Origin of the sequence: Planotetraspora thailandica (assembly GCF_016863335.1) — a bacterium.
In the GTDB taxonomy this organism is placed as follows: Bacteria; Actinomycetota; Actinomycetes; order Streptosporangiales; family Streptosporangiaceae; genus Planotetraspora; species Planotetraspora thailandica.
The window spans coordinates 188,903-212,987 of the sequence record NZ_BOOR01000008.1 but is presented as its reverse complement, the minus strand read 5'-3'; the positions used below and the strand labels follow the sequence as shown (position 1 = coordinate 212,987).

24 protein-coding genes are annotated in these 24,085 nt (G+C 68.5%); 7 read left to right on the top strand and 17 right to left on the bottom strand.

All coding sequences use genetic code 11. The features are described 5' to 3' along the window. Positions 1–119: 119 nt before the first annotated feature. Genes purE through Pth03_RS08040 form a run of 3 tightly spaced genes read right to left on the bottom strand, consistent with a single transcriptional unit; the run spans position 120 to position 2,813 of the window. Positions 120–638 (bottom strand): 5-(carboxyamino)imidazole ribonucleotide mutase, encoded by a 519-nt coding sequence (gene purE, locus Pth03_RS08050; RefSeq protein WP_203943494.1) that lies wholly within the window; start codon positions 636–638, stop codon positions 120–122. Beyond that, the gene (locus tag Pth03_RS08045; protein WP_275413055.1) at positions 631–1,845 is read right to left on the bottom strand and encodes a 5-(carboxyamino)imidazole ribonucleotide synthase; all 1,215 of its coding nucleotides are present in this window, start codon (positions 1,843–1,845) and stop codon (positions 631–633) included. Before Pth03_RS08045 ends, purE begins: the two co-directional genes overlap by 8 nt. Before the next feature lie 11 nt (positions 1,846–1,856). Beyond that, positions 1,857–2,813, bottom strand: coding sequence for a DUF8094 domain-containing protein (locus Pth03_RS08040; protein WP_203943493.1), 957 nt, complete (start codon positions 2,811–2,813; stop codon positions 1,857–1,859). Between the two features lie 239 nt (positions 2,814–3,052). Between Pth03_RS08040 and Pth03_RS08035 the strand changes: the two genes are divergently transcribed. After that, the gene (locus Pth03_RS08035) at positions 3,053–3,550 is read left to right on the top strand and encodes a GtrA family protein (RefSeq protein ID WP_203943492.1); all 498 of its coding nucleotides are present in this window, start codon (positions 3,053–3,055) and stop codon (positions 3,548–3,550) included. Here the strand turns inward: Pth03_RS08035 and Pth03_RS08030 are convergent. From Pth03_RS08030 to Pth03_RS07995, 8 genes are all read right to left on the bottom strand, one after another. Then, on the bottom strand, positions 3,523–4,791 hold the full coding sequence (locus Pth03_RS08030; RefSeq protein ID WP_203943491.1) for an ATP-binding protein: 1,269 nt from the start codon (positions 4,789–4,791) through the stop codon (positions 3,523–3,525). The genes Pth03_RS08035 and Pth03_RS08030 overlap by 28 nt on opposite strands. Before the next feature lie 36 nt (positions 4,792–4,827). Continuing rightward, positions 4,828–5,496 (bottom strand): response regulator transcription factor, encoded by a 669-nt coding sequence (locus Pth03_RS08025; RefSeq protein ID WP_030451323.1) that lies wholly within the window; start codon positions 5,494–5,496, stop codon positions 4,828–4,830. A 292-nt stretch (positions 5,497–5,788) separates the two neighbouring features. After that, on the bottom strand, positions 5,789–6,271 hold the full coding sequence (gene bfr / locus Pth03_RS08020; protein WP_203943490.1) for a bacterioferritin: 483 nt from the start codon (positions 6,269–6,271) through the stop codon (positions 5,789–5,791). Between the two features lie 14 nt (positions 6,272–6,285). After that, positions 6,286–6,465: a (2Fe-2S)-binding protein gene (locus tag Pth03_RS08015; protein ID WP_275413054.1), complete on the bottom strand. Its 180-nt coding sequence runs from the start codon at positions 6,463–6,465 to the stop codon at positions 6,286–6,288. Between the two features lie 192 nt (positions 6,466–6,657). After that, the gene (locus Pth03_RS08010) at positions 6,658–7,752 is read right to left on the bottom strand and encodes an S-(hydroxymethyl)mycothiol dehydrogenase (protein ID WP_203943488.1); all 1,095 of its coding nucleotides are present in this window, start codon (positions 7,750–7,752) and stop codon (positions 6,658–6,660) included. A 51-nt stretch (positions 7,753–7,803) separates the two neighbouring features. Further along, on the bottom strand, positions 7,804–8,793 hold the full coding sequence (locus tag Pth03_RS08005) for an adenylate/guanylate cyclase domain-containing protein (RefSeq protein WP_239118845.1): 990 nt from the start codon (positions 8,791–8,793) through the stop codon (positions 7,804–7,806). An 80-nt stretch (positions 8,794–8,873) separates the two neighbouring features. Further along, positions 8,874–9,386, bottom strand: a complete 513-nt coding sequence (locus tag Pth03_RS08000; protein ID WP_203943487.1) for a PH domain-containing protein — start codon at positions 9,384–9,386, stop codon at positions 8,874–8,876. A gap of 57 nt (positions 9,387–9,443) precedes the next feature. Continuing rightward, complete coding sequence (locus Pth03_RS07995; protein ID WP_203943486.1) at positions 9,444–10,271, bottom strand: biotin--[acetyl-CoA-carboxylase] ligase; 828 nt, start codon at positions 10,269–10,271, stop codon at positions 9,444–9,446. Positions 10,272–10,562: 291 nt separating this feature from the next. On the opposite strand from Pth03_RS07995, the gene fdhD reads away from it, so the two are divergent. Continuing rightward, positions 10,563–11,423 carry a formate dehydrogenase accessory sulfurtransferase FdhD gene (gene fdhD / locus Pth03_RS07990; RefSeq protein WP_203943654.1) on the top strand — a complete coding sequence of 287 codons (861 nt, stop codon included), beginning with the start codon at positions 10,563–10,565 and terminating at the stop codon, positions 11,421–11,423. A gap of 234 nt (positions 11,424–11,657) precedes the next feature. Here fdhD and Pth03_RS07985 read toward each other — a convergent pair whose 3' ends face one another. From Pth03_RS07985 to Pth03_RS07975, 3 genes are all read right to left on the bottom strand, one after another. Beyond that, entirely contained in the window at positions 11,658–14,294 is a 2,637-nt protein-coding gene (locus Pth03_RS07985; protein WP_203943485.1) for a phosphoenolpyruvate carboxylase, read from the bottom strand. Positions 14,295–14,369: 75 nt separating this feature from the next. After that, the gene (locus tag Pth03_RS07980; RefSeq protein ID WP_239118844.1) at positions 14,370–16,019 is read right to left on the bottom strand and encodes a hypothetical protein; all 1,650 of its coding nucleotides are present in this window, start codon (positions 16,017–16,019) and stop codon (positions 14,370–14,372) included. Then, positions 15,995–16,759, bottom strand: a complete 765-nt coding sequence (locus tag Pth03_RS07975; RefSeq protein WP_203943484.1) for an ABC transporter ATP-binding protein — start codon at positions 16,757–16,759, stop codon at positions 15,995–15,997. The genes Pth03_RS07980 and Pth03_RS07975 overlap by 25 nt, the downstream gene beginning before the upstream one ends. 406 nt (positions 16,760–17,165) lie before the next feature. Between Pth03_RS07975 and Pth03_RS07970 the strand changes: the two genes are divergently transcribed. The 3 genes from Pth03_RS07970 (at position 17,166) to Pth03_RS07960 (ending at position 20,018) form a co-directional block, all read left to right on the top strand. Further along, entirely contained in the window at positions 17,166–18,755 is a 1,590-nt protein-coding gene (locus Pth03_RS07970; protein ID WP_203943483.1) for an acyl-CoA carboxylase subunit beta, read from the top strand. Next, positions 18,752–18,967 carry an acyl-CoA carboxylase subunit epsilon gene (locus Pth03_RS07965; protein WP_203943482.1) on the top strand — a complete coding sequence of 72 codons (216 nt, stop codon included), beginning with the start codon at positions 18,752–18,754 and terminating at the stop codon, positions 18,965–18,967. The genes Pth03_RS07970 and Pth03_RS07965 overlap by 4 nt, the downstream gene beginning before the upstream one ends. 145 nt (positions 18,968–19,112) lie before the next feature. Beyond that, a complete protein-coding gene (locus tag Pth03_RS07960; protein ID WP_239118843.1) occupies positions 19,113–20,018 on the top strand; it encodes an NYN domain-containing protein in 906 nt (301 codons plus the stop codon). Positions 20,019–20,251: 233 nt separating this feature from the next. Here the strand turns inward: Pth03_RS07960 and Pth03_RS07955 are convergent, their stop codons facing one another. Continuing rightward, the gene (locus Pth03_RS07955) at positions 20,252–20,407 is read right to left on the bottom strand and encodes a hypothetical protein (protein ID WP_203943480.1); all 156 of its coding nucleotides are present in this window, start codon (positions 20,405–20,407) and stop codon (positions 20,252–20,254) included. A gap of 108 nt (positions 20,408–20,515) precedes the next feature. On the opposite strand from Pth03_RS07955, the gene Pth03_RS07950 reads away from it, so the two are divergent. Both Pth03_RS07950 and Pth03_RS07945 read left to right on the top strand, forming a co-directional pair. Continuing rightward, positions 20,516–21,967, top strand: coding sequence for a DNA-3-methyladenine glycosylase 2 family protein (locus Pth03_RS07950; RefSeq protein ID WP_203943479.1), 1,452 nt, complete (start codon positions 20,516–20,518; stop codon positions 21,965–21,967). 11 nt (positions 21,968–21,978) lie between these two features. Continuing rightward, entirely contained in the window at positions 21,979–22,476 is a 498-nt protein-coding gene (locus Pth03_RS07945) for a methylated-DNA--[protein]-cysteine S-methyltransferase (RefSeq protein ID WP_203943478.1), read from the top strand. 4 nt (positions 22,477–22,480) lie between these two features. On the opposite strand, the gene Pth03_RS07940 is transcribed toward Pth03_RS07945, so the two are convergent. Together Pth03_RS07940 and Pth03_RS07935 are read right to left on the bottom strand one after the other, a co-directional pair. Beyond that, the gene (locus Pth03_RS07940; RefSeq protein WP_203943477.1) at positions 22,481–23,425 is read right to left on the bottom strand and encodes a hypothetical protein; all 945 of its coding nucleotides are present in this window, start codon (positions 23,423–23,425) and stop codon (positions 22,481–22,483) included. Beyond that, the gene (locus Pth03_RS07935) at positions 23,422–24,066 is read right to left on the bottom strand and encodes a hypothetical protein (RefSeq protein WP_203943476.1); all 645 of its coding nucleotides are present in this window, start codon (positions 24,064–24,066) and stop codon (positions 23,422–23,424) included. The genes Pth03_RS07940 and Pth03_RS07935 overlap by 4 nt, the downstream gene beginning before the upstream one ends. Positions 24,067–24,085: the final 19 nt, after the last annotated feature.

Here is a 24,085-nt window from a genome sequence, read left to right as displayed (position 1 = left end):
TTTCCCCGTGAGGCCAGGCACCCGCGGGTGCCTGGCCTTCGTGCCGTATCGGGGCCTGATTACGGCGACGGGCACGCTCGCCTCCTCGGCGAGCGTGCCCGTCCGCTGACATGTGAGGGTCAGCGCATCTCCGCGACCTCGCTGCGGAGTTTGGCGCCCTTCGCGTGGGCCTGGTCCCGCAGCGTGACCTGGAAGGCCTCCATCCGTTCACGGAGCCCCTCGTCGGCGGCCGCGAGGATCCGTACGGCCAGCAGCCCGGCGTTGCGGGCTCCGCCGACGGCCACGGTCGCCACGGGAACACCGGCCGGCATCTGGACGATCGACAGAAGCGAGTCCATGCCGTCGAGATATTTGAGCGGCACCGGCACGCCGATGACGGGCAGCGGGGTGACCGACGCGAGCATCCCGGGCAGGTGAGCCGCCCCACCGGCACCGGCGATGATCACCTTGAGCCCGCGGGACGCGGCGCGCGTGCCGTACTCGATCATCTCGGCGGGCATCCGGTGGGCCGACACGACGTCGGCCTCGAACGGCACGCCGAATTCAGCGAGGGCCTCGGCGGCCTGCCGCATGACCGGCCAGTCCGAATCGCTGCCCATGACGATCCCCACCTGGGGGGATCCGGGAGATTCAGGCATCGACGGGTCCTTTCAGGCAGTCGGCGGCGTGCCACGCGCGGGCACGGACCTCGGCGAGCTCGACGCCGAGGGCGGTCACGTGCCCGATCTTGCGGCCGGGCCGTACCTCCTTGCCGTAGAAGTGGATCTTTACTCCGGGGTCGTTCGCCATCACGTGCTCGTACCGGGAGAAGACGTCGGGGTCGGCGCCGCCCAGCAGGTTGACCATGACCACGACGGGGGCGGCCAGAGCCGGCGAGCCCAGCGGCAGGTTGAGCACGGCACGCAGGTGCTGCTCGAACTGGGAGGTGCGGGCCCCTTCGATCGTCCAGTGGCCGCTGTTGTGGGGGCGCATCGCCAGCTCGTTGACGACCAGGCCCGTCTTCGTGGCGAACATCTCCACGGCGAGCAGCCCGGTCACGCCGAGCTCCTGGGCGATCTTCAGGGCGATGTGCTGGGCCGCGGCGGCGTCCTCCCCGACGAGGCCGGGCGCGGGAGCGATGACCTCCACGCAGATGCCGTCCTTCTGGACGGTCTCCACGACGGGATAGCTGACCCCCTGGCCATGGGGAGAGCGGGCGACCAGCACCGCCAGCTCCCGCTCGAACGGCACGAAGGCCTCAGCGATCAGCGGAATGCCGGCTTCCAGCGGCTCGCGGGCGTCCTCGGCCGACGAGCAGACCCACACGCCCCGGCCGTCGTAACCACCACGGACCGACTTCACCACGACGGGCCAGCCGTGCTCCTCCGCGAACGCCTCGACGTCGGCCGCCTCCGAGACCCTCGCCCACGCCGGGCACGGCACCCCGATCTCGGTCAGCCGTTCCCGCATGACCGCCTTGTCCTGGGCGTGCACGAGCGCCTCGGGCCCGGGATGTACGGCATAGCCGTCGTCAATCAGGTCCTGGATGTGCTCGGTGGGCACGTGCTCGTGGTCGAAGGTCACGGCGGCGCAGCCCTTGGCGAATTCCCGCAGGTCGGCCAGATCGCGGTAGTCCCCCAGGCGGGTGTCGACGATCACCTTGGCGGCGCTCTCGTCCCGCGAGTTGGCGAGGACGCGCAGGTCGATCCCCAGCGCGATCGCGGCCTGCTGGGTCATCCGGGCGAGCTGACCGGCGCCCACCATGCCCACGACAGGAGCCGTGGACCCTGCGACGGGTACGGCGCTCGTGCTCGCAGGTCTCGCGTACGGCTCGGCGGCATCAGGGGGAACGTTTGGGCTGTTCACGACATGTCAGCCTACCGATTGCCGAGTGCGATCTCCTCCAAGGCCTTTCGCATGCCGACGGTGGTCATCGTGTTGTTCTTGGACACCTGTGTCGCCAGCGTCAGCAGCTCGCTGCCGGTGATCGCCTCCGGCTTCCCTATGCCGATGAAGGCGCTCAAGTCGGCCTTGCCGTACCGAGGGTGGGCGAGCGACGACCGCCCCGAGCCCGGCTTCTGGGTGTAGACGACCTTGAGGGAGTGGAAGACCAGGGCGCCGCCGTCGGCCAGGACCAGCGCATACGCCGGGCCCTCGATCTCCACGTCGACCGACAGCCGGTCGGGCCGGACCTTTTCGGGGGCGCGGACGAGATCACGGAGGAGGTCGCGCATCCGGTCTCCGGAGGCGAACTTCACCGCGCTCACCCCTGCCGGATCACTCAGGAACGCGACATGCCGGGTCGGCACCAGACTCGCCGGAACGGCGATCTTCGAATCGTCTTCTACCTGGCGGACGGGCGCGGCGGGCTGCGGCGTCTTCCGCAGGGCCGGGATCGGGCCGGCCCCGAGTTTCCATCGCCCGTCCGCCTGGACGAACACGAAGTAGGCCGGCTCCGGATCACGGGCGAGGGCGACGAACCACGCGCCGCGGTCGTCGTCCGGCGTCGTGGCCGGAAGAAAGTAGTCGACCTGGCCGTATTCGCCCAGGGTCGAAGGCTGATAGCCGTCTTTGGCCGCCTTGCAGGCGTTTTCGGCGACCGCGTTCTCCGCCCAGGTCGTCAACGAGGCGACCGTCGCGCAGTCGCGCCGTTTCCAGGCGTCCTTAAGCCGGCCGAGCATGGCGAAGGCCGCTTCGGCCTGGGCCTTCGTGGCCGTGACGGAGGAAGCCCCGCCGGTCGAACCGGGTGAGCGGGACGCCTGGTCGAAGCTCTCGTTGCCGCAGCCCACGAGCAAGACGAGGCCGAGGCTGAGGGTGGTGATTCTGCGTAGCACGGCGGGGCCACCTCTCCAGAACACGCAGATTCCAGAACAAAGTGATCCTGTTTGGGCCAGAGCGTAGTGTGCCCAGCCGCCGGCCATGGTCTATAGATGGATATTTTCTGAAATGTTCTACACGACAGCGGGGAAACAGTGGGTGACGTACACGCGCAGGTGGGGAGGATCCCCCTTCGGCTGCCTGTACGGGTAGCCTGGGGAGACCTCGCCGTCGACCAGGAAGGACCGTGCGGGCCGTGCAGTTTCTCCGACGCGCCTACGAGCGGTTCGCCACGCTCCTGCACGAACTTCTGAAGTTCGGCATCGTCGGCGCCCTCGCCTTCGTCGTCGACTTCGGCGGCACCAACTTCTTCCGCTTCGGCATCGGCCTCGGACCACTGACCTCGAAGGTCCTCGGCACCGTGATCGCGGCGACCTTCGCCTATCTGGGCAACCGCTTCTGGACCTACCGGCACCGCCAGCAGAACGGCCTCGCCCGCGAATACGTGTTGTTCTTCGTGCTCAACGGCGTCGGGCTGCTGCCCCCTCTGATCGTGATCGGCTTCGTGAGCTACACGCTCGCCCTGCACGACCCGGTGGCGTACAACATCGCCCAGATCATCGGCCTCGTCCTCGGCACGCTGTTCCGGTTCTGGTCGTACAAGAAGTGGGTCTTTCTGGCGGCTCCGGAAGAGCCGCCGGTCGAAGGGGCGGCAGGGGTCACACCTCAGGCGGGGCCACTCACCACCCGGTGACGCCGATGCTCGTGAGAGTGCCGTAGGAAGATCGCGAAGGTTGCCGGCCGGGGTTTGACCAGCTCCAGCCGCCCGCCGTCGGCGGCTACGAGCGCCCGGGCCAGGGTGAGCCCGAGGCCGGTTCCGCCTCCTCCGCTGACGCTCCGCTCGAAGACCTTGGGGCCGAGGCCGTCCGGGATGCCGCGGCCCTCGTCGGCCACCTCGATCACGACGGACATCCCCGTGCTCGACGTGTTGATCGTCAACGAGCCGTCTCCGTGCTTGAGGGAGTTCTCCATCAGGGTGGACAGCACCTGACTCAACCCTCCCGTGGTGCCGAGGGCGCTCAGCCCGCGGTCGCCTGCGAGGACGAGGGAACGCTGCGCCCGCCGGAAGGCGGGCTCCCACTCCGTGATCTGCTGCCCGACGACGTCGTCGACGTCGATCGGGCCGGCCTGGGCGTGACGCTGCCTGCGGGCCGCGGCCAGGAGCTCGTCGATGACCGCGGTGAGCCGCTCGACCTGCACGATAGCGGCCTCACCCTCCTCACGGACGATCGCGGGCTCGCTCGCGGCGCCGACGATCTCCTCCAGGCGCATGGTCAGCCCCGTGAGGGGCGTGCGCAGCTGGTGGGAGGCATCCGTGGCGAAATCCCTTTCTCTGGCGAGCAGATCGGAAATGCGCAGGGCGCTGCGGTCCAGGACCTCCGCGACCAGGTCGAGCTCGGGCACGCCGTACCTGTGCCGGCTCGGCCGCGCGTCACCCGACCCCAGCCGCTCCGCGATCTTTGTCAGCTCTTGGAGCGGCAGGGTCAGGCGGCGTGACGTCACGGTCGCGAGCCCGACGGCCGCGCCCAGGGCGACGACCGCGAGTGCGATCGTCAGCACCAGCCTGGCATGAATGTCCTGCTCGATTTGGGCCGAGTCTCGGCCGATCCGGACATATCCAATCTCAGATCGTGCCTCCTCGGTCATCTCACGACCGGCCGGTGGCGGTGTCCCGACCATAAGCAGCGGGTTACCCCGGACGTATACCTGGATATACCGATCCGGATAGTTTTGCCCTATTTGCCTGGAATCGACTGGTTGGTCCTGGCTGACGGAGTACTCCACCCCGATGAGTAACCGAGTGGCCTCGGCCCTCAACTCTTGGGCGGCCTCATCGTTGATCAACCGGACGACGACCACGGCCAGCGGCACGCCTAACAGCAGGACGGCGATGACCGCGACGAGCAGCATCGAGGAGAGCAGGCGCCGGCGCACGTGCTAGCCCCTCCCCAACGAACCCGCCACGCGGGTCTACTCGCGCTCGAAACGGAAGCCGACGCCTCGGACGGTCGTGATGTACCGAGGCTTGGCGGCGTCGTCCCCCAACTTCCGACGCAACCATGAGATGTGCATGTCCAGGGTCTTCGTGGACCCCCACCAGTTCGTGTCCCACACCTCGCGCATGATCTGCTCGCGCGTGACGACCTTGCCGGCGTCCCGTACGAGCACGCGGAGCAGGTCGAACTCCTTGGTGGTCAGGTGCAGTTCCTTGTCTCCCATCCACGCCCGGCGTGAATCGGCGTCGATACGGACGCCTTGCACGACCGGGGTCTCTGAGGTTCCGCGCCGCAACAGCGCTCGCACGCGGGCGAGCAGCTCGGCGAGACGGAACGGCTTGGTCACATAGTCGTCGGCTCCGGCATCGAGGCCGACAACGGTGTCGACTTCGTCGACTCTGGCGGTGAGGATCAGCACCGGAGTGCCGTGTCCTTCCGCTCTGATGCGGCGAGCGACCTCCAGCCCATCCATCTCTGGCAGGCCGAGGTCGAGAACTATCAGGTCGACGCCCCCCGACAGGGCCCTTTCGAGGGCCTGCGGGCCATCCGGGCTCACCTCTACCTGATAGCCCTCCCGGCGCAAGGCTCGCGCCAGTGGCTCGGATATCGAGGTGTCATCCTCGGCGAGAAGAACGCAGGTCATGGAGCGATCGTAGGACCTTAGGCGATCGTTTCCCGGCTACAGCGTGCAGTTTGACTTGTCGTTGACCCATCAATTGACCTGGGCAAACACTGATAAATCCGGGATAGTCATCACGCAAGGGCCGCGCCGATCCGGGCATGGCTCCGCCATCCGGTCATCAGTGTGGGAGCAGCGCGAGAGCCGTACAAGGACCGCGCGTGGGACACGCGTAAGACGCGCGAGGGCTCCGCACGAGACCCCCGAAACGAAAGAACGCCCGCCGGGAAGATCCCGCGGGCGTTCACCGGTCGTCTCACGAGGCTGACGGAGGCTCCGCATAGCGCTGAAGGTAGAGCTGCTCCCCCAGGCTCTCGATCAGGCCCAGCTCCGTCTCCAGGTAGTCGATGTGGTGCTCCTCGTCGGCCAGGATGCGCTCGAAGAGCGTCGCCGAGGTGATGTCGCCCCGCTCGCGCATCAGCGCGATGCCGGGACGCAGCCGCTTCACCACGCCCAGCTCGAGCTCCATGTCGGCCTGAAGCTGCTCCCGCACCGTCTGCCCGATGTGCAGCGTGTTCAGCTTCTGGTAGTTCGGCAGCCCCTCCAGGAAGAGGATGCGATCGGTGAGCTCCTCGGCATGCCGCATCTCGTCGAAAGACTCTGCCCTGGTGTAGGCCGCCAGCTTGGTGTATCCCCAGTTCTCCTGCAGCTTGGCGTGCAGGAAGTACTGGTTGATGGCGGTGAGTTCAGAGGTGAGCTGCTCGTTGAGGAGCGCGATGATCTCTTTGTCCCCCTGCATGACACCCCTCGGATCTATGCGACGGTGGCCAGGTCCTCAGACCGTTTCAGGATCGCACAGATTTTTCGAACGCAGAGGGCGCAGTCGCCGCCGGCGCCGGTCGCATCCTTGATCTGCTTCGCGCTGGTCGCACCGTCGGCGATGCACTCGTGGACCTCGCTTTCGGTCACGGCGCGGCAGATGCAGACATACACGGGGATGCGAGGCCTTCCGGGAAATGGGGCTTAAGGTTAGGCATGCCTAACGTAGCCGACTGTGGTAAGGCTTGCCTATGTGATACCAATCACAGCCATGCCCCGGAGGGCCTTCGCATCCGCTGACACACCAGAAACACGCAGGTCACGCCGGCATCAGGCAGGTCAGGCGAGTCATACGGGTCTTGCGGGTCACGTCGTGGGGAACTCCACCACCGACCGCAGCACCTCGCCGCGCTCCATCTTGGCGAAAGCCTCCTCGACCTGGTCGATCGCGATCGTCTCGGAGACGAAGCCGCCGAGGCCCAGCCTTCCCTGGAGGTACAGGTCGATCAGCATGGGGAAGTCCCTGCTCGGCAGGCAGTCGCCGTACCAGGAGGACTTGAGCGCGCCGCCACGCCCGAAGACGTCGAGCAGGGGCAGTTCGATGCGCATCTCGGGGGTCGGCACGCCGACGAGCACGACCGTGCCGGCGAGGTCGCGGGCGTAGAAGGCCTGCTTGTAGGTCTCGGGACGGCCGACCGCCTCGATCACGACGTCGGCGCCGTTGCCGCCGGTCAGTTCGCGGATCGCCTCGACCGGGTCCGTCTCACGGGAGTTGATCGTGTGGGTCGCGCCGAAACCGCGGGCCCATTCGAGCTTCTTGTCGTCCACGTCGACCGCGATGATCGTGCGCGCCCCGGCGAGGCTCGAACCGAGGATCGCCGCGTCGCCCACGCCTCCGCATCCGATCACCGCGACGGAGTCGCCCCTGGTAACGCCGCCGGTGTTGATCGCCGCGCCGATCCCCGCCATCACGCCGCAGCCGAGCAGGCCGGCGACGGCGGGCTTGGCCGCCGGGTCGACCTTCGTGCACTGACCCGCGGCGACCAGCGTCTTCTCGACGAACGCGCCGATCCCGAGTGCCGGGCTGAGCACGGTGCCGTCGGAGAGCGTCATCTTCTGCGTGGCGTTGTGGGTGTTGAAGCAGTACCAGGGACGGCCGCGCAGGCACGCCCGGCAGGCTCCGCACACGGCGCGCCAGTTGAGGATCACGTAGTCGCCCGGAGCGAGGTCAGTGACCCCCTCGCCGACGGCGTGCACGACGCCGGCCGCCTCGTGCCCGAGGAGGAAGGGGAAGTCGTCGTTGATGCCGCCCTCGCGGTAGTGCAGGTCGGTGTGGCAGACGCCGCAGGCCTGCACGTCCACGACGGCCTCTCCGGGCCCGGGGTCCGGCACGTGAACGGTCTCCAGTGACACCGGCTCGCCCTTGCCGCGGGCGACCACGCCCTGCACCTCGTACGGCATGCCAACCCTCACCTTTCGCTCTCCGGCCGAGTGATCTCGCCCGTCACCCTGTCAGTCTGCTGGCACGGCCCTCCGGAGTACATAGGGCTGGACCACGCCGAGGCCCCGAACAGGCCTGCGGCGGATCTTCATCAGCTCGACGCCGGAAACGCCGCCGAGGGCGTCCGCCATGCCGTCGTCGATGATGATCGTTCCCGGCCTGGCGATCGAGGTGAGACGGGCCGCCAGGTTGACGGTCGTGCCGAAGACGTCGCCCATCATCGGGAGCACCGGCCCGCAGGCCAGGCCGATCCGCACGTCCGGGCCGTCCTCCTCGAGCTTCAGCTCGTCGACCAGGTCGAGGGCGATGCGCGCGGCGGCCCCCGGATCGTCCGCGGTGAACAGCACCTCGTCGCCGAGCGTCTTCACCAGCCGGCCGCCGTGCGAGGCGACGAGGTCGGAGGTCCTGGCCTCGAAACCCTCGACGAGGTCGGCCAGTGCCATCTCGTCGAGCTGCCGGGACACCCGGGTGAAGGCGACCAGATCGGCGAAGCCGACGGCCAGCGTCAACCGGGTCGGCAGGGCGTCGGCGGCAGGCGAGACCAGCCGGTTGACGACGGCCGCGAGCTGGTACCGCCACACGTGCACGAGTGTCTGCTCGAAATCCGGCAGCAGGGCCCTCGCGGTGTCCATCACCCGGTTGAGGTCCTCATCGCTGGGCGGCACATGCGGGTCGAGCGTCCCGATCATGATTTCGGCCTGCCATTGCGCCAGCCTCGCCGTCGTACGGCCGAGCGCCCGAGCCAGACGGATGACGGTCTGCTCGTCGAGCACCCCGGTGTCGAGCAGGGTGTGGATGCGCCGCAGCGCGGCAAGATCGGCGCCCGTGAAGGCCACCGCGTCGTCGGCCAGCGTCGCGAAGCCGAGCGCCCGCCAGATGCGTTCCGCGAGGTCCTGCGGCACGTCGGCGCCTTCGGCGATCTGACGGCGCGTATACGTGGGCGCCGGCCCGAGAAACAGTCGCTGGACGTCGTCCGCGCTGGGCCTTCCCCTGGACTCCACGTCTCCCCCCAGACGTCCGCCGTCACCCCTGGGCCGCGCCTGGCGATTTCAGGCCGGTCTCCAGGGGTGCCGCGGTTTCGTCACTTCCCGTCGATGTTCCCGTCGGAGGCGTCCTCCACCAGCTTGAACAGCTCCTGCCGTACGAGCTGGATCTTCGGGATGTCCTTGTAGTCGATCTCTCCCTTGTCTGAGGCCGACTCCACCCTCAGGGTGCCGCATCCGAGGATGCGCTCGAGGAAGCGCTGGTCGGAGCTGACGCTGTTGACCTTGGCCAGCGGGATGTCGTCGTCGGACTTGTTGAAAATGCCGGTGCTGATCGCGAAGCGGTGCGAGGTCAGCGTGTAGGAGGTCGTCTTCCACTGCAGGTACGGAATGAACGACCACCACACCAGGAGACCGACGGCCACCACGGCCACGGCGATACGCGCATATCCCGAGTAGCTGTAGTCGCTCGGAATGAAGTAGATCGCGGCGCTGGAAACCGCCACGACGATTATGAGAGCGAGGAACGGCACGATGAGCCGCTTCCAGTGAGGGTGGAACGAGTGGACGACCCGCTCCCCCTCGGTCAGATAGTGATCCGCGAGACCCATGGCGCAAATCGTGACACGTTCGCCCTGGGTTTGCATGTTCACTCGCCCGAGGTCGTCTCAGTGGCCTTCCACGCGGCGCACGTGGACGACGTCGCCCGCGCTCAGCGAGTGTTCCTTGCCCTTCGCCTGCACGATCAGGTGGCCCGCCTGGTCGACCCCCGTGGCGAGCCCGGTCAGCAGCCGTTCCCCCGGCAACTCCACCCTCACCTCCTGCCCCACCGTCCCCGACGAGGCCAGATAGGCCGCGCGGAGCCCGCAGGCGTCGGCGTCGCCGTCGGCCTCGATCCACTCCCGGTAGTGCGACTCGATCTCTTTGAGGATCGCGGGAAGCAGCGTCGCCCGATCGGTGGAGGCGGCGCCCTCGACGGCGAGCGACGTGGCGCGCTCGACCGGCAGTTCCTGCTGCCTGATGGAGACGTTCAAGCCGACCCCCACGACGACGGCGGTGTCGACGCGCTCGGCGAGGATGCCCGCGAGCTTGCGCTCACCGACGAGCAGGTCGTTGGGCCATTTCAACCGCACATCGAGTTCCGCGATGCGGCGCACGGCCGAGGCGGCCGCGACGGCGACCAGGAGGGAGAGCCATCCCTGGCGGGCGGGAGGCACCTCGGGACGCAGGAGAACGGAGAAGGTGAGCCCTGACCTCGGCGGGGCCGTCCACACGCGGCCGAGCCGCCCGCGACCGGCGAATTGCGACTCCGCGATGAGCACCGCGCCCTCTCGAGCGCCTTCGCGCACGAGTTTGGCGAGGTCGGCGTTCGTGGACCCCGTGCGCTCGACGACGGTGAGGGCCGACCATAACGACCCCGGGCGAACCAGGTCTTCCTTCAGCGCCGCTTCGGACAGCGGCGGGCGGTCGAGATCGGCATAAGGAGAGTCGGGCACGTTTCCAGGTTATCCGCCGGGCCTCCCGGGATCCGCCGGGTGCCCGAGCCCGGCGTAATCTCGGTTTACTTTGAGCATTACTTGTCGTGAGACCAATCACTTGTGGTGACAGCATCACTTGGGGTGAGCGCAATTGCTGGTGGTGGGACCAACCAGTTGTGGTGAGACCCATTGTTGTGGTGATCATGCAAAAGTTCGGGATCATGCCCCCCGAGCTGCGAGAAGACCTTTCGTGATCATGCAGAAGTTCGGGCGATGCCCTTCTGAGCAGGGAAGAAGCGATTCGTGATCATGCAATCTGGCGAAAGCCGTACAACCCGGCCCGGACCCGTCACCCGCATCCGCGTACGCGAGGTCTCCGGCACCGCCGTACGCGATCACCGTGACGACCTCGCCACCGAGGAGCCCCTGGAAATCCGGCTGCTCGCCGGGCGCGAGAGCCGTACGGTGGCGATCACGATGCGGACGCCGGGCGTGGACTTCGAGCTCGCGGCCGGGTTCCTCCACGGCGAGGGGATCATCGCGCCGGGCGGGATCGAGGCGATCGGTTACTGCACCGACGAAGACCTGGAGCCCGAGGCGCGCTACAACACCGTGACCGTACGGCTCGGCACCACCGAACTCCCCGACATTTCAGCTCTTGAGCGACATTTCGTTACGTCGAGTGCGTGCGGAGTTTGTGGAACCGCCAGTCTCGACGCCCTTCGCGACCGCTGCGCGCCGCTCGGCGGTGGCCCGGCGATCGAGGTCTCCCCCGAGGTCGTGTACGGCATGCCGGACACGCTCAGGAAGGCCCAGGGGGTGTTCGGCAAGACGGGCGGATTGCACGCGGCCGGGCTGTTCACGCCCGACGGCGCGCTGGTCGCCGCACGCGAGGACGTCGGACGGCACAACGCGGTCGACAAGCTCGTGGGCTGGGCCCTGCTGACCGAACGCCTGCCGCTCGACCGGCACGTCTTGCTCGTGAGCGGGCGCGCCAGCTACGAGATCATGCAGAAGGCCCTGGCAGCGGGCATCCAGGTGGTGTGCGCGGTCTCCGCGCCATCGTCGCTGGCGGTGACACTCGCCCGCGACTTCGGCATGACGCTGGTCGGCTTCCTGCGGGGAGAGCGGTTCAACATCTATTCGGGCACGGAACGCATCGCTGCATGATCACGATGGATGTCCGCCCAGTTCAGGGCGGACATCCACGAAGTACTGCATGATCACGAGTTGTGTTCTCGCAGGCCGGCGGGGCATCGCCCGAACTTCTGCATGATCACGACATGAGTTCGGGCAGCTCGGCGGGCATGATCCCGAACTTCTGCATGATCACCACCAGGGTGGCCGCTGCATGATCACCACCAGGGTGAGCGCTGCGTGATCACCACCAAGGGGGGTTCGGGGTCAGCCGGTGTTCTGGAGGCCGGCGGCCACTCCGTTGACGCTCAGGAGCAACAGGGTGGACAGGCGGTCCCGCTCCTTCTCTGACAGGTCGCCGTCGGCCCGCAAGGCGGACAACGCCCGCAACTGCAGGTGGCTGAGGGCGTCCACATACGGATCGCGCAACTGCACGGCCCGCGACAGGACCCTGCGGTTCTCCAGCAGCCGCGTGTGGCCGGTGATCTCCAGCACGAGCTTCCTGGTCAGGTCGTATTCGCCCAGCACCTGCTCGACGAAGTCGTTTCGCCCGCCGAGGGCGAGATAGCGGGAGGCGATGGCCCGGTCGGTCTTGGCCAGCGACATCTCCGCGTTGTCCATCAACGAGGCGAAAAGCGGCCACTCCCTGTACGCCGCGCGAAGCTCCTCCACGCCGCCTTCGGAAGCCACAGCGCCCAGCCCGCTGCCCAGGCCGTACCACCCAGGCAGGTTGACCCGGGTCTGGGCCCAGGCGAACACCCACGGGATGGCGCGCAGGTCGTCGAGCGAACGCGGCGCACCGAGGCCGCGCCGCGCCGGCCGGGACCCGAGCCGCAGGGAGCCGATCTCCTCAAGGGGGCTGACCAGAGCGAACCACTCGGGGAACCCCGGCGCCTCGGTCAGCGACCGATAAGCCCTCTCCGAGGCGCGCGCCACCTTGTCGGCCAGCGCGCGGAACTTGGCGGCGGCGCCGGCATTGCTCGACTCGACCGCCGAGGTCGAGGCGAGCAGCACGGCGTTGGTCACCTGCTCGATGTGGCGGCGAGCGATCGCCGAGTGGCCGTAGCGGGCGAAGATGACCTCACCCTGCTCGGTGACCTTGAAACGGCCGGCGACCGACCCGGGGGCCTGCGCGAGCACGGCCCGGTTGGCGGGACCGCCTCCACGCCCGAGCGCGCCGCCCCGGCCGTGGAAGAGCGTCAGTGTGACGTCGTTGCGCGCGGCCCACGCGGCCAGCGCGGCCTGGGCGTCGTAGAGGCGCAGGGTGGCGGCGGCGGGCCCGAGCTCCTTGGCCGAGTCCGAATAGCCGAGCATGACCTCCAGGCGCCGCCCGTTGTCGGCGAGCCGCCGGCGGACGGGCTCCAGCGCGAGCATGCCGTCCAGTACGGCGGAGGAGTTGTCCAGGTCGGCACCCGACTCGAACAGCGGCACGACGTCCAGCACCGGCGCGCGGTCGCCGAGGGCGTGCCTGGCCAGCTCGTGGACGGCGGCGACGTCGTCGGCCGAGCGGGTGAACGACACCACATAACGCGGGCAGGCCGACACCCCGAAACGCTCCTGGATCCAGGCGATGACCCTGATCGTGGCCAGCACCTCTTCCGTGCGCTCCGACAGGGTGCCCTCGGCGATCTCCTTCAGCGCCGCCGCGTGCACCTCGGAATGCTGGCGCACCTCCAGCTCGGCGAGGTGGAAGCCGAACGTCTCCACCTGCCAGATCAGGTGCTGCAGCTCGCCGAAGGCCTGCCGTACGGCTCCCGCGCCGCGCAGGGAGTCCTGCGCGAGCCGGAGGTCGGCGAGCAGCTCGGACGGCGAGCGGTAGGCGAGGTCCATGTCGCGGCGGCGGGTGGCGGCGATGCGCCCAGCCACGAAGATCAGCCACTCCCGGTGCGGCTCCTGCGGCGACCGGGTGGCCATCTCGGACACCACGTCGGGGTAGTCGTCCTCGGCCTGCGACAGCGCGGCGCGCAACTCGGCCGACGGCGGGGTGTACTGGACGGCGGCGGTCAGCGTGCGGCCGATCCGGGTGGCCGCGTTCTCCAGGGCGGTGAGCACATGCTCGGCCTGGATCAGCACGGCCTCGCGGGTCACCTTGGCGGTCACGTTGGGGTTGCCGTCCCGGTCGCCGCCGATCCAGCTTCCGTAGCGGATGTACGGCCTGGCCAGCGGCGGGCGCGTCCCCGTGCCGGGGGCGAGAGCCCGGTCGAGGGACCGGTAGATCTGCGGCACGGTGCGGAAGAGGGTCTCGTCGAAGGCGGCCATCGCCGTACGGACCTCGTCGAGCGGGTCGAGCTTGGTCGAGCGCAGCTGGGCGGTGCGCCACAGGAGGTCGATCTCCTCCAGGAGGCGCCGGTGGGCCTCCTCCCGCTCCGCGGCGCCCATCCCCGGCGCGTTGTAAACGTCGAGCTGGGCGCTGACTCGCTGGATCGCGGTGACGACCGCGCGTCTGCGGGCCTCGGTCGGGTGGGCCGTGAGCACCGGGCGGAACTCCAGGCCGTCGAGCAGTTCGGTCAGCTTGTCGTCGCCGCGCAGTTCCTGTACGGCTTCGGCCAGCGATTCGCGCAGGGGGATGTCGTCCTTGTCGCGCTGGCGGAGGATGCGGATGCGGTAGTGCTCCTCGGCCAGGTTGGCCAGGTGGAAATAACAGGTGAAGGCCCGGGCGATGTGAACCGCCCGTTCGATCGGCCATTCGGCCACCATTGCGGCCACATCGTCGGCGGTCGTTTCGTGTCGGCGGGCGGCGATAACGGCTTTGCGCAGGCGTTCCACGTCGGCGAGCAGGCCGGGACCGCCGTGTTCGGCGATCACCTGGCCCAGCAGCCCTCCGAGCAGGCGCACGTCAGCGCGAAGCTCGTCCGGCATCTCCGCGACGGCATTGTGTCGTTCGGCAGGAGCTATGGCGGCCATGCTTGGAAGGCTAGCGAATTCGGGCTAATCACCCGAGACCGGTCTCACCCGTTGGACTAGACCAATCGTGCCGGCTCAGGACCCCCGGGAGACCGCGGCGAAGATCTCCGGCATGCGCCCGAATCCGAGCGACGCGGCCAGTCTCCGCCCTCCCCAGGCGGCCAGTAGCCCGTACGGCACGGCGAGCGGAGCCACCCAGGTCAGCCCCATCGCGACGGGAAGGAAGATCGGCAACGCGACCGCGGCGGAGGCGAGCATCATGCCGAGTGAGGAGACGAACGCGAGCCCGCCCTGGCCCGGCGCCGCTCCGCTGAACGCGTTGAGCCGTTCCGGCACGGTGTAGGGCAGGAGCACGCTGGCGACCGCCCCCGCTCCGAGCGTCACGCCGAGCACGCCCCATGCGGTGAGCGCGGCGGGCAACGCCCAGGACGCATCTCCCATGAGGAGGCCCGCGACGAGGGCGACCACGGCGAGCAGCGGCACCGCGATGATCGCCGTCCCGAGGTGGCGGCCGGCGAGGTCGGTCCGCATCTCGCGTTCGGTGGGGAAGGCGACCGCGTTCATCCAGAACGACCGCCCGTCGAGGCCGAACACGTTGCCCGCCTGCAGGCCGATCATCAGGGCGGCCAGGCACGCGGGCCCGGCGACCGACCCCGGCCCGGAAGGACCGGCGTCGCCGCGGATGGAGAACATGATGACGCCGCTGACGACGATCGCGCTGAACCAGGCGATCCGCCCCCGCGGCTCCCGCCTGGCGTACTTGAGCTCCTTGGAGACGACGGCGCCGAGCATGCCGCGCGGGAGGAACCGCTCGATCCACGACCGGCGCACGGAGCCGCCGCCCTGGTTGGAGGCGTCCGGCAGGACCAGGGCCCGCCGGAGCGCGGCGATCCACGCCCAGGCCAGCACCACGACCACCACGGCGACCGCGGCCAGGTCCGCGACGCCGGCGATCCCGCCGTCCGCGATGGCGTGCGCGGCGAGCCCCGGCGGCGTCCACCGGAGCACATCCGCGGCGGCGGAGAACAGGCCGGCGACGTCGCCCGGGTTGCTCCGGTTGACGATCAGATTGGGCAGCTGGAACGCCAGCACCACGAACACGGCGGCCACCGCGAGCACGTCTCTCCCCCGGCGGCTGCGCAGGGCGCCGGACAGGGCGGTGGTGATCAGCCGGGAGACGACCAGGCAGAGGACGAACTGGAGCGCCACGGCGAGGAGGCCGATCACGACGCCGCCCGGGCCGCGCGACAACCCGGCGATGCCGCCCGCCAGGATCGCGAGCGTCGCCAGGGGCCACGGACCGGTCGCCGACGCCGCCGTCATTCCGATCGCGAGCTGCCGGGTGCTCAGAGGGAACAACGCCAGCCGCGACGGGTCCAGGGTCTCGTCGAGGCCGAAGAACACCAGCGGGATCAGGGCCCACCCGATCGTGAACACCGCGAAGACCACGACACCGGCGTCCAGGGCCGTGCCCGGCGACGCCATCCGCAGGAGGGCGAACAGCAGGAAGCCGCCGGCCCCGCAGACGACCGCTGCCAGCACGGAGAAGACGAAGCCGATCTGCTTGGCCGTGTCTCCCCGGAGGCTCCCGAGGATCAGCCGGCCCTTCAGCCGTACGAAGAGGGCGAAGAGCGTGAGATCGGCAGTCCCGGCGGGACCGGAGGGCGTCACGCCACCGGGGCCGGCGGGGCCGGGGGACGTCACGCCGTCGGAGAGCCGAGCCACGACAGGCCCTCCTCACCGTTTCCGCGCGCCCCGACCAACTGGAGGAACGCCTCGTTGAGGGTGCGCTCCCCGCGCACCTCGGTGAGCGGGCCCTGGGCGACGATCTGCCCGCGGTTCATCACCGAGACCCAGTCGCACAGGCGCTCCACCAGGTCCATCACGTGACTGGAGAAGATCACGGTCGAGCCCGACGAGGTGTATCTGCGCAATACGTCGACGAGGGTGTTGGCCGACACCGGATCGACCCCCTCGAAGGGCTCGTCGAGGAACAGCACCCGGGGGTTGTGCAGCAGCGCCGCAGCCAGGGCGATCTTCTTGCGCATGCCGGTCGAGTAGTCGACGACCAGCTTGTCCTGCGACTCGACCAGGTCCATGACCTGGATGAGCTCGTCCGCCCGCCGCCGGGTCTCCTCGGGCGAGATGCCCCTGATCCGGCCGTTGTAGGTCAGCAGTTCCCGTCCGGACAGGCGCTCGAACAGCCGCAGCCCCTCGGGCAGCACACCGATGTTCGACTTGACGCCGACCGGGTCGGTCCAGACGTCGTGACCTTCGATCTCTGCCCGCCCGCCGTCAGGCCGCAGCAGGCCAGTGACCATGCCGAGGGTGGTGGTCTTGCCCGCGCCGTTGGGCCCGACGAGCCCGGCGAAACTCCCCCGAGGCACGATCAGGTCCACCCCGCCGACGGCCACCTGCTGGCCGAACCGTTTGAACAACCCCTGTGTCCGCACCGCGTCGCCCATGAGCCCCACTCTGCCAGCGCCTCCGTTGCCGCTCCCCGTTATATGACCTTCCGTACGGCTTTCGCTTCGGTTGAACGAACAATGATCACGCGGTGGTTCCCGTGTGCCGATTCCCGAGTTTCCTGATGGGCGTTTATGGCAAACGGCGTTCGTGTGCCGGAAAAAACCGCGAGCCGACCCGATCCCGTCGTGTTTCGACGTGCGGATGGGACGGAATGGCTCCGGAAGACCTCGTCCGCCCCCCGCGTGGGGCGGTGTCCGGCTCTGACTACCCTGACGGGCATGGTTGCGGGCGAACCCCGGTGCGGCACGGCGAGACGGCCGCCGGCGCCGAGCGCCACGCGGCGGACGAGGACTGGTGAACGAGCATGAGCACGGGGCGACCCGAACGAGGAGTGAACGACCGATGACTGCCGAGCGGGCTCCCGAGGTCGACATTCACACGACCGCCGGCAAGATCGCCGACTTTGACCGGCGACTGCGGGAGGCGGCGCACGCCGGCTCCGCGCGGGCGGTGGAGAAGCAGCACGCCAAAGGCAAGATGACCGCCAGGGAACGGCTGGTGTCCTTTCTCGACGAGGGCTCCTTCGTGGAGTTCGACGAGTTCGCCCGGCACCGGTCGACGAGCTTCGGCCTGGAGCGCGAACGCCCGTATGGCGACGGCGTGGTCACCGGGCACGGCACGGTGGACGGACGCCCCGTCGCGGTCTTCGCACAGGACTTCACGGTGTTCGGCGGGTCGCTCGGCGAGGTGTTCGGCGAGAAGATCGTCAAGGTCATGGACCACGCCCTGAAGACGGGATGCCCGGTGGTCGGCATCAACGACTCCGGCGGCGCGCGTATCCAGGAGGGCGTGGTCTCGCTCGGCCTCTACGCCGAGATCTTCAAGCGCAACGTGCACGCCTCCGGCGTGATCCCGCAGATCTCTTTGATCATGGGCCCGTGTGCGGGCGGAGCCGTCTATTCCCCGGCACTGACCGACTTCGTCCTGATGGTTCAGGAAAAGTCGCACATGTTCATCACGGGGCCCGACGTGATCAAGACGGTCACCGGAGAAGAGGTGACTTTTGAGGAATTGGGCGGCGCCCACACGCACAACTCCAAGTCGGGCGTGGCACATTACGAGGCCACCGACGAGGAGGACTGCCTCGACTTCGCCAAAGCCCTGCTGTCGTATCTCCCGTCGAACAACATGGACGGCGCTCCCGAGTTCGGCACCGAGGCGTCCCTGGAGACGACCGAAGAAGATCGCGAACTCGACACGCTCATTCCGGATTCGGCCAACCAGCCGTACGACATGCAGACCGTCATCCGGCACGTCCTGGACGACGGCGAGTTCCTGGAGATCCACGCCGGCTTCGCGCCCAACATCGTGGTCGGATTCGGCCGCGTCGAGGGGCATTCGGTGGGCGTGGTGGCCAACCAGCCCATGAGTTTCGCCGGAACGCTCGACATCGCCGCTTCCGAGAAAGCCGCCCGCTTCGTACGGACGTGCGATGCCTTCAACATCCCGGTGCTGACATTTGTGGATGTGCCGGGATTTCTCCCTGGGACCGACCAGGAATGGAATGGCATCATTCGGCGGGGCGCCAAACTGCTCTACGCGTACGCGGAAGCCACGGTGCCCCTGGTCACGGTGATCACCCGCAAGGCGTACGGCGGAGCCTACGACGTCATGGGCTCCAAGCACCTCGGCGCCGACATCAACCTCGCCTGGCCGACCGCGCAGATCGCGGTCATGGGCGCGCAGGGCGCGGTCAACATCCTCTACCGGCGTGAACTCGCCTCAGCCGACGACCCGGACGCCGCACGGGCCCGCCTGATCACCGAATACGAGGACACGCTGGCCAACCCCTACCTTGCGGCCGAGCGCGGCTACGTCGACGCGGTGATCCGGCCCTCCGACACCCGGGTGAAGATCATCAGGGCGTTGCGTGCATTGCGCAACAAACGCGCCTCCCTGCCGCCCAAGAAGCATGGGAACATCCCGCTGTGAGCGAGCAAGAGCCGTACCTGAAGATCGTTCGAGGGGACGCGACTCCCGAGGAGATCGCCGCCCTTGTCGCCGCCCTGGCCGTACGCGCGACTGGGGCGGCGAAAGCCGTACGCAACGCGAATAACTGGAGGAATCCGGCGCATCGCATGCGTAGTGATCTTCCACATGGACCGGGCGCGTGGCGGGCGGCCTTCATGCCCGGCCACAGGTGAGTCAGACGATTAGATCGGCCGAACAGGGTGTCAACTGGCCCAAGAGTTGGGACTATCTAGAAAGTGGGGGAATATAGTCAGCCGATCAACTAGTGACGAGTCCTGGAGGACACCAATGGCCGTCCCGGACTTCAACGCACATGGCATGACCGCAAAGTATGCCGTTCTTGTAGACGTGGGTTACTTGTACGCCGCGGCGGGTGAAGTTCTCCTGGGCGCCAAGGAGCGCAAGGAGTACCGCGTCGCGGCCGACGAACTCATCCAGGCGCTCCAGAAGCACGCACTCGAGCGCATCCCCGGTGAACTGCTGCGGGTTTATTGGTACGACGCCGCCAGGGACCGTGTCCCCACCGTGGACCAGCGCGTGATCGCCCAGCTTCCCTGGGTCAAGGTGCGGCTGGGCAACCTGAACGCGCGTGGCCAGCAGAAAGGCGTCGACGCGCAGATCCGCAGCGACCTGGAAGCCCTGGCACGCCACCACGCCGTGAGCGACACCGTGCTGATCGCCGGCGACGAGGACATGGTGCCCGCCGTGGAGGCCGCCCAGGCCTACGGCGTGCGGATCCACCTATGGGGCGTCGAGCCGCCGTTCGGCACCAACCAGGCCGAACGGCTGGTTTGGGAATCCGACACGGTGGAGATCCTCAGCGCCGATTTCCTGCGTCCCTATTTCAACCGGGCTCCGGTGCCCGTCGCCGTCACTCCTGCGCCGTCGCCGGCCCAGGTGTTCGCCGGCCGTACGGTCAAACCGGTGCCGAAGGCGCCTATCGGACAGGTGACCAAGCTCGGCCCCAGCCGCCCGAACGTCGAGGAGGTCGGCGAGCACGTCGCCCAGAAGTGGATCCTCACGCGAGGACGCGACAACATACGCGATCTGCTTCCCGGGCCGCTCCTGCCGACCGTCATCGACACCGAGTTGCTGATCGAGGCAGAGAAGGAGCTCGGCCACTCGCTGCGGCCGTATCCCGAGGCGAGAGTCTGGTTGAGGGACGGCTTCTGGGCCCGTGTCTACCGAGAATTCGACCTAGGCGTAGGCATATCCAGCAAGTGACCTCGCACGGGGCCTTCCCGGAAACCTCCCCGGGGAGCCCCCCCCCCCCGTTGCCGTGATCATGCAGAAGCCGCCCCCCTTGGGGTGTGATCATGCAGAAGCCGCCCCCCCCCCCCTTGGGCCGTGATCATGCAGAAGTTCGGCAACACGGCCCCTGAGCTCGCCGTTTGCCGATCGTGATCATGCAGAAGTTCGGAAACATACGCGCTGACCTGGGATTCCGCGCATCGTGATCATGCACTGCTCGCAGTCACCGTGCCGGCCGTACGACGTGAGAAGTGCATGATCACGAAACGCAAAGTGCCTTGTGAAACGCCAACCCAACGAACTTCTGCATGATCACGATCAGCGTTCAGGCTGGTCACGGCGAGATCCTCGAACTTCTGCATGATCACGAGAAAGAGGTGTGGGGCCCCTTCGGTGGGCTTGGACCTTCAGCACGGCGGGGTCTGATTTCCGCCAGTGAGTTGGGTTGGCCTGGGCATAACGTCAGATTCGTGAGCACACGAGAGCTCGACTTCGACGCCTGCTATGTGGCGGTCTCCGCGCGGGACGCCAGGTTCGACGGGCGTTTCTACACGGCGGTCACCTCCACAGGCATCTACTGCCGTCCCATCTGTCCCGCACGTACTCCGGCCAGGAAGAACGTGCGGTTCTACCGGCATGCGGCGGCGGCCGAGGCTGCCGGATTCCGCCCGTGCCGTCGTTGCCGTCCCGAGCTCAGCCCCGGCGACCCTGGATGGGACGTCCGGGCCGACCTGGTCGGCCGGGCGCTGCGCCTGATCGACGACGGCGTCGCCGACGAGCGCGGCGTGGCGGGACTGGCCCAGCGACTGCACGTGACCGAGCGCCACCTGCATCGCCTGTTCGTCGCCGAGCTCGGAACGGGCCCTCTCGCCGTCGCCCGGACCAGGCGGCTGCTCCTCGCCAAGCAACTTCTGACCGAAACTCCACTGCCGATCACCGACGTGGCGTTCGCCTCGGGTTTCGGCAGTGTGCGGCAGTTCAACGCGGCCATGAAGGAGTCGTACGGCTTCGCCCCCGGAGAGCTGAGGAAGGCCGTGGGCCCGCTGGCGTCCACACCGGCGATCATGACGGAGCTCACGCTGAAGCTGGCCTACCGGCAGCCTTATGACGCCCAGAGCGTGCTGCGTTTCCTTGCCGCCCGCGCCATCCCCGGCGTGGAGAGCGTCGCCTGGATGAACGGCGCCCCTTCAGAAGTGGCCTCCTTCAGCCGAGCCGTACCCGGTGGGTCGCTCACGCTCGCGCCCTCCGGTGAGCACATCACGCTGACGGTCAGGACGGATGACACGCGCGGGCTGGCGCGAATCGTGTCGCGCTGCCGGAGGCTGCTCGACCTGGACGCCGATCCCGAAGCGATCGCGGACGTCCTCGGCTCGACAAGCCTGGCGCCCCTGGTCGAGGAACGCCCAGGCCTGCGCGTCCCCGGGGCGTACGACGGGTTCGAACTGGCCGTGCGCGCCGTGGTCGGCCAGCAGATCTCGGTCGCGGGAGCCCGAACGATCCTCGGCCGCATCGCCGCCCGAGCGGGCACCCCCGCCACACCCGGCACGACGCCCGGCGTGCTCTTTCCCACGGCCGACCGGCTCGCCGGCTCCGACCTGACCGGGATCGGCCTCACCAACCGCCGCATCGCCACGCTGACCTCCCTGGCCGAGGCCGTAGCCGGGGAGCGGATCGATCTCGACGGTGGTGCCGACCCCGCCGACACGACCGCCGAACTGCTGGAGATCCCCGGCATCGGCCCCTGGACGGCCGGTTACATCGCCCTGCGGTCGCTCAGAGACCCGGACGCCTGGCCGGAAGGCGACCTGGAGCTCCGCAAGGCGATGGCCCGGCTGGACATCCACCCAGGCGAACCCGACAAGTGGCGCCCGTGGCGCGCCTATGCCGCAATCCATCTCTGGAACACGGCCAACCACCGATGAAGGAGACGACGATGATCCTCGCCCAGACCCTGCCGACACCCGTGGGCCCGCTGGCCGTGCTCGCCCACGACGGCGTGCTCGTCGCCGCAGGCTTCACCGCCGACCCCCGGGAGATGTTCGTACGGCTCTCGCCGCGACTTCAGGGGCTCCCGCTCCGTGAAACGCACGACCTCGGAGATGCCGCCCAGGCCGTACGGGACTACCTGGACGGCAAGGTGGACGCGCTCGACGACATGGCGGCCGAGCAGCCAGGCACGCCCACCCGGCAACGGTTGTACGAGGCGTTGCGTGCCGTGCCGGCCGGGACGACCGTGTCGTACGCCGAGCTGGCCGTGAAGGCAGGCCTGCCGAGGACTGCAGCACGGGCCGCCGGCTCGGCGTGCGCCCAGAACCTGGTCGCGCCGTTCGTGCCCTGCCACCGGGTGCTGCCCGCGTCGGGCGGGTACGGCGGCTACTACTACGGCACCTGCGTCAAGGAATGGCTGCTGAAGCACGAGCTCCGCGGCTGAGACCTCAACGCCGGACCGTGCTCTGCACCTCGCCCACGGCGATGTCCCGCTCGGTGGACACCGGAATCGGCTGGAATACACCGCTCGGGGCTCCGCCGATGGAGCCTTCGATGTCCCACTCGGTCGTGACCGTGAGCGTGTAGACATCGTCGACCGATGCTCGCAGGTAGGTGACGCCGCAGCTCGCCTTGTCGCCCCCGTCATAGGGGGTTCCGGTTTGGCCGCACGCGTTGTGCTCTTTTGCCCAATCGGTACCGGAGTCGATCGACATATCGTCTCCCAGTGTCGCCGTCACGGTGGCCGACATGATTCCCGGGATCGAGGCGGTCACCGATCTTTCGGTCGCGCCGATTCCCGTCAGCCATACCCACGTGTCGAGGTTGACGTAGCTCTTGCCGTCGGGGTTCACGTTGATCGTCGGCTCGGGCACGGTGAGCGCGGCCCGCGCGATCGCCAGGAGCACCTCAGGACTGATCCCCGCCGGGGGCGTGTCGCCCGCCGCCACCCAGAGCGCGCCTTCCAGGCCTGCCCAGCAGGCCATACCGCCCGGGTCGGCGGAGTTGTAGGCGGGGCTCCACCATCTGCCGTCCTGGCCGACCTTGTCCTTGTACTGATTGAGCCACGCCTCGTACTGCTCCGGGGTTCCGCCGGGGTTGGTGTGGTACCAGTACTCGCCGAGGTCCTCCTGGGTCGCGAGCATCTCCTCGGCGGACTTGCCGGGCTCGTACCAGCAGGGACGCGGCATGCTGTAGCCGCTGCCGCGGTCGCCGCCGAGGCCGTTGCCGGACAGGACGATGCTGGAGTCCTTCAACACCACGCCCGCCGTATTGCCGTCCTGGTAGCCGTCCCCTTCGGGACCGCGAGGAAGGGCGGCCGCAACGGTCGTCAACGCACCGGCCAGCAGGACGGCCAGGGCGGTTCTCGAGCGTCTGCTCGCGGAAAAGCTCATCGGACGCACTCCTTCGCGCGCTCGTGGGGATAGACGGCGTGCTGGAACAGCTTGATGCGCCATTTGCCGTCGGCGCCCTGACGTATGGCCGCGGCCTGGAAGAAGGTGGATTTCGGGGGTTTGGTCCATGCGGGTTGTTTGGCCACCGGAGTTCCCGAGCGGTCGACCACTTTCACGCCCGACTCGTCCACACACGCGTGGATCTCCGCACCCCGGCCCATCGCCGAGGCGACCCGCAACGAGTACATCTTCGCCACGCCGGTCGCCGACAGCTTGTGGTCCACGAAACTGTGCACCAGTTTGTAGGCGTCCTTGGTGGCGGGGTCCTCCACGCCTCGGAGGTAGGCGGTGTCCTTGCCGCGGCTGGTGACCGCGCGCCATTGGGCGGTGTAGGTGTCGGTCAACGCCTTGACCATGGCGACCTGCGCGGCGTCGAGCCCGCCAGGCCAGTCGACGGAGACCTGGAGCCCGGTCCCGGCCGCGGCCGTCTCCACGCCGGCCGGTTTCATCGCCGGGGCCGTGCCCGAGGGCTGCCCGGCGACCGCCCCGGCGGGCCTGAACTCACGCTGCGGGCTGCCGCAGGCGGAGGCCGTGAGCACGGCGAACGCCGACAGCGCGACGGCGGCTCTCCAGCGCGTCAACGATGACCTCCGGTCGATG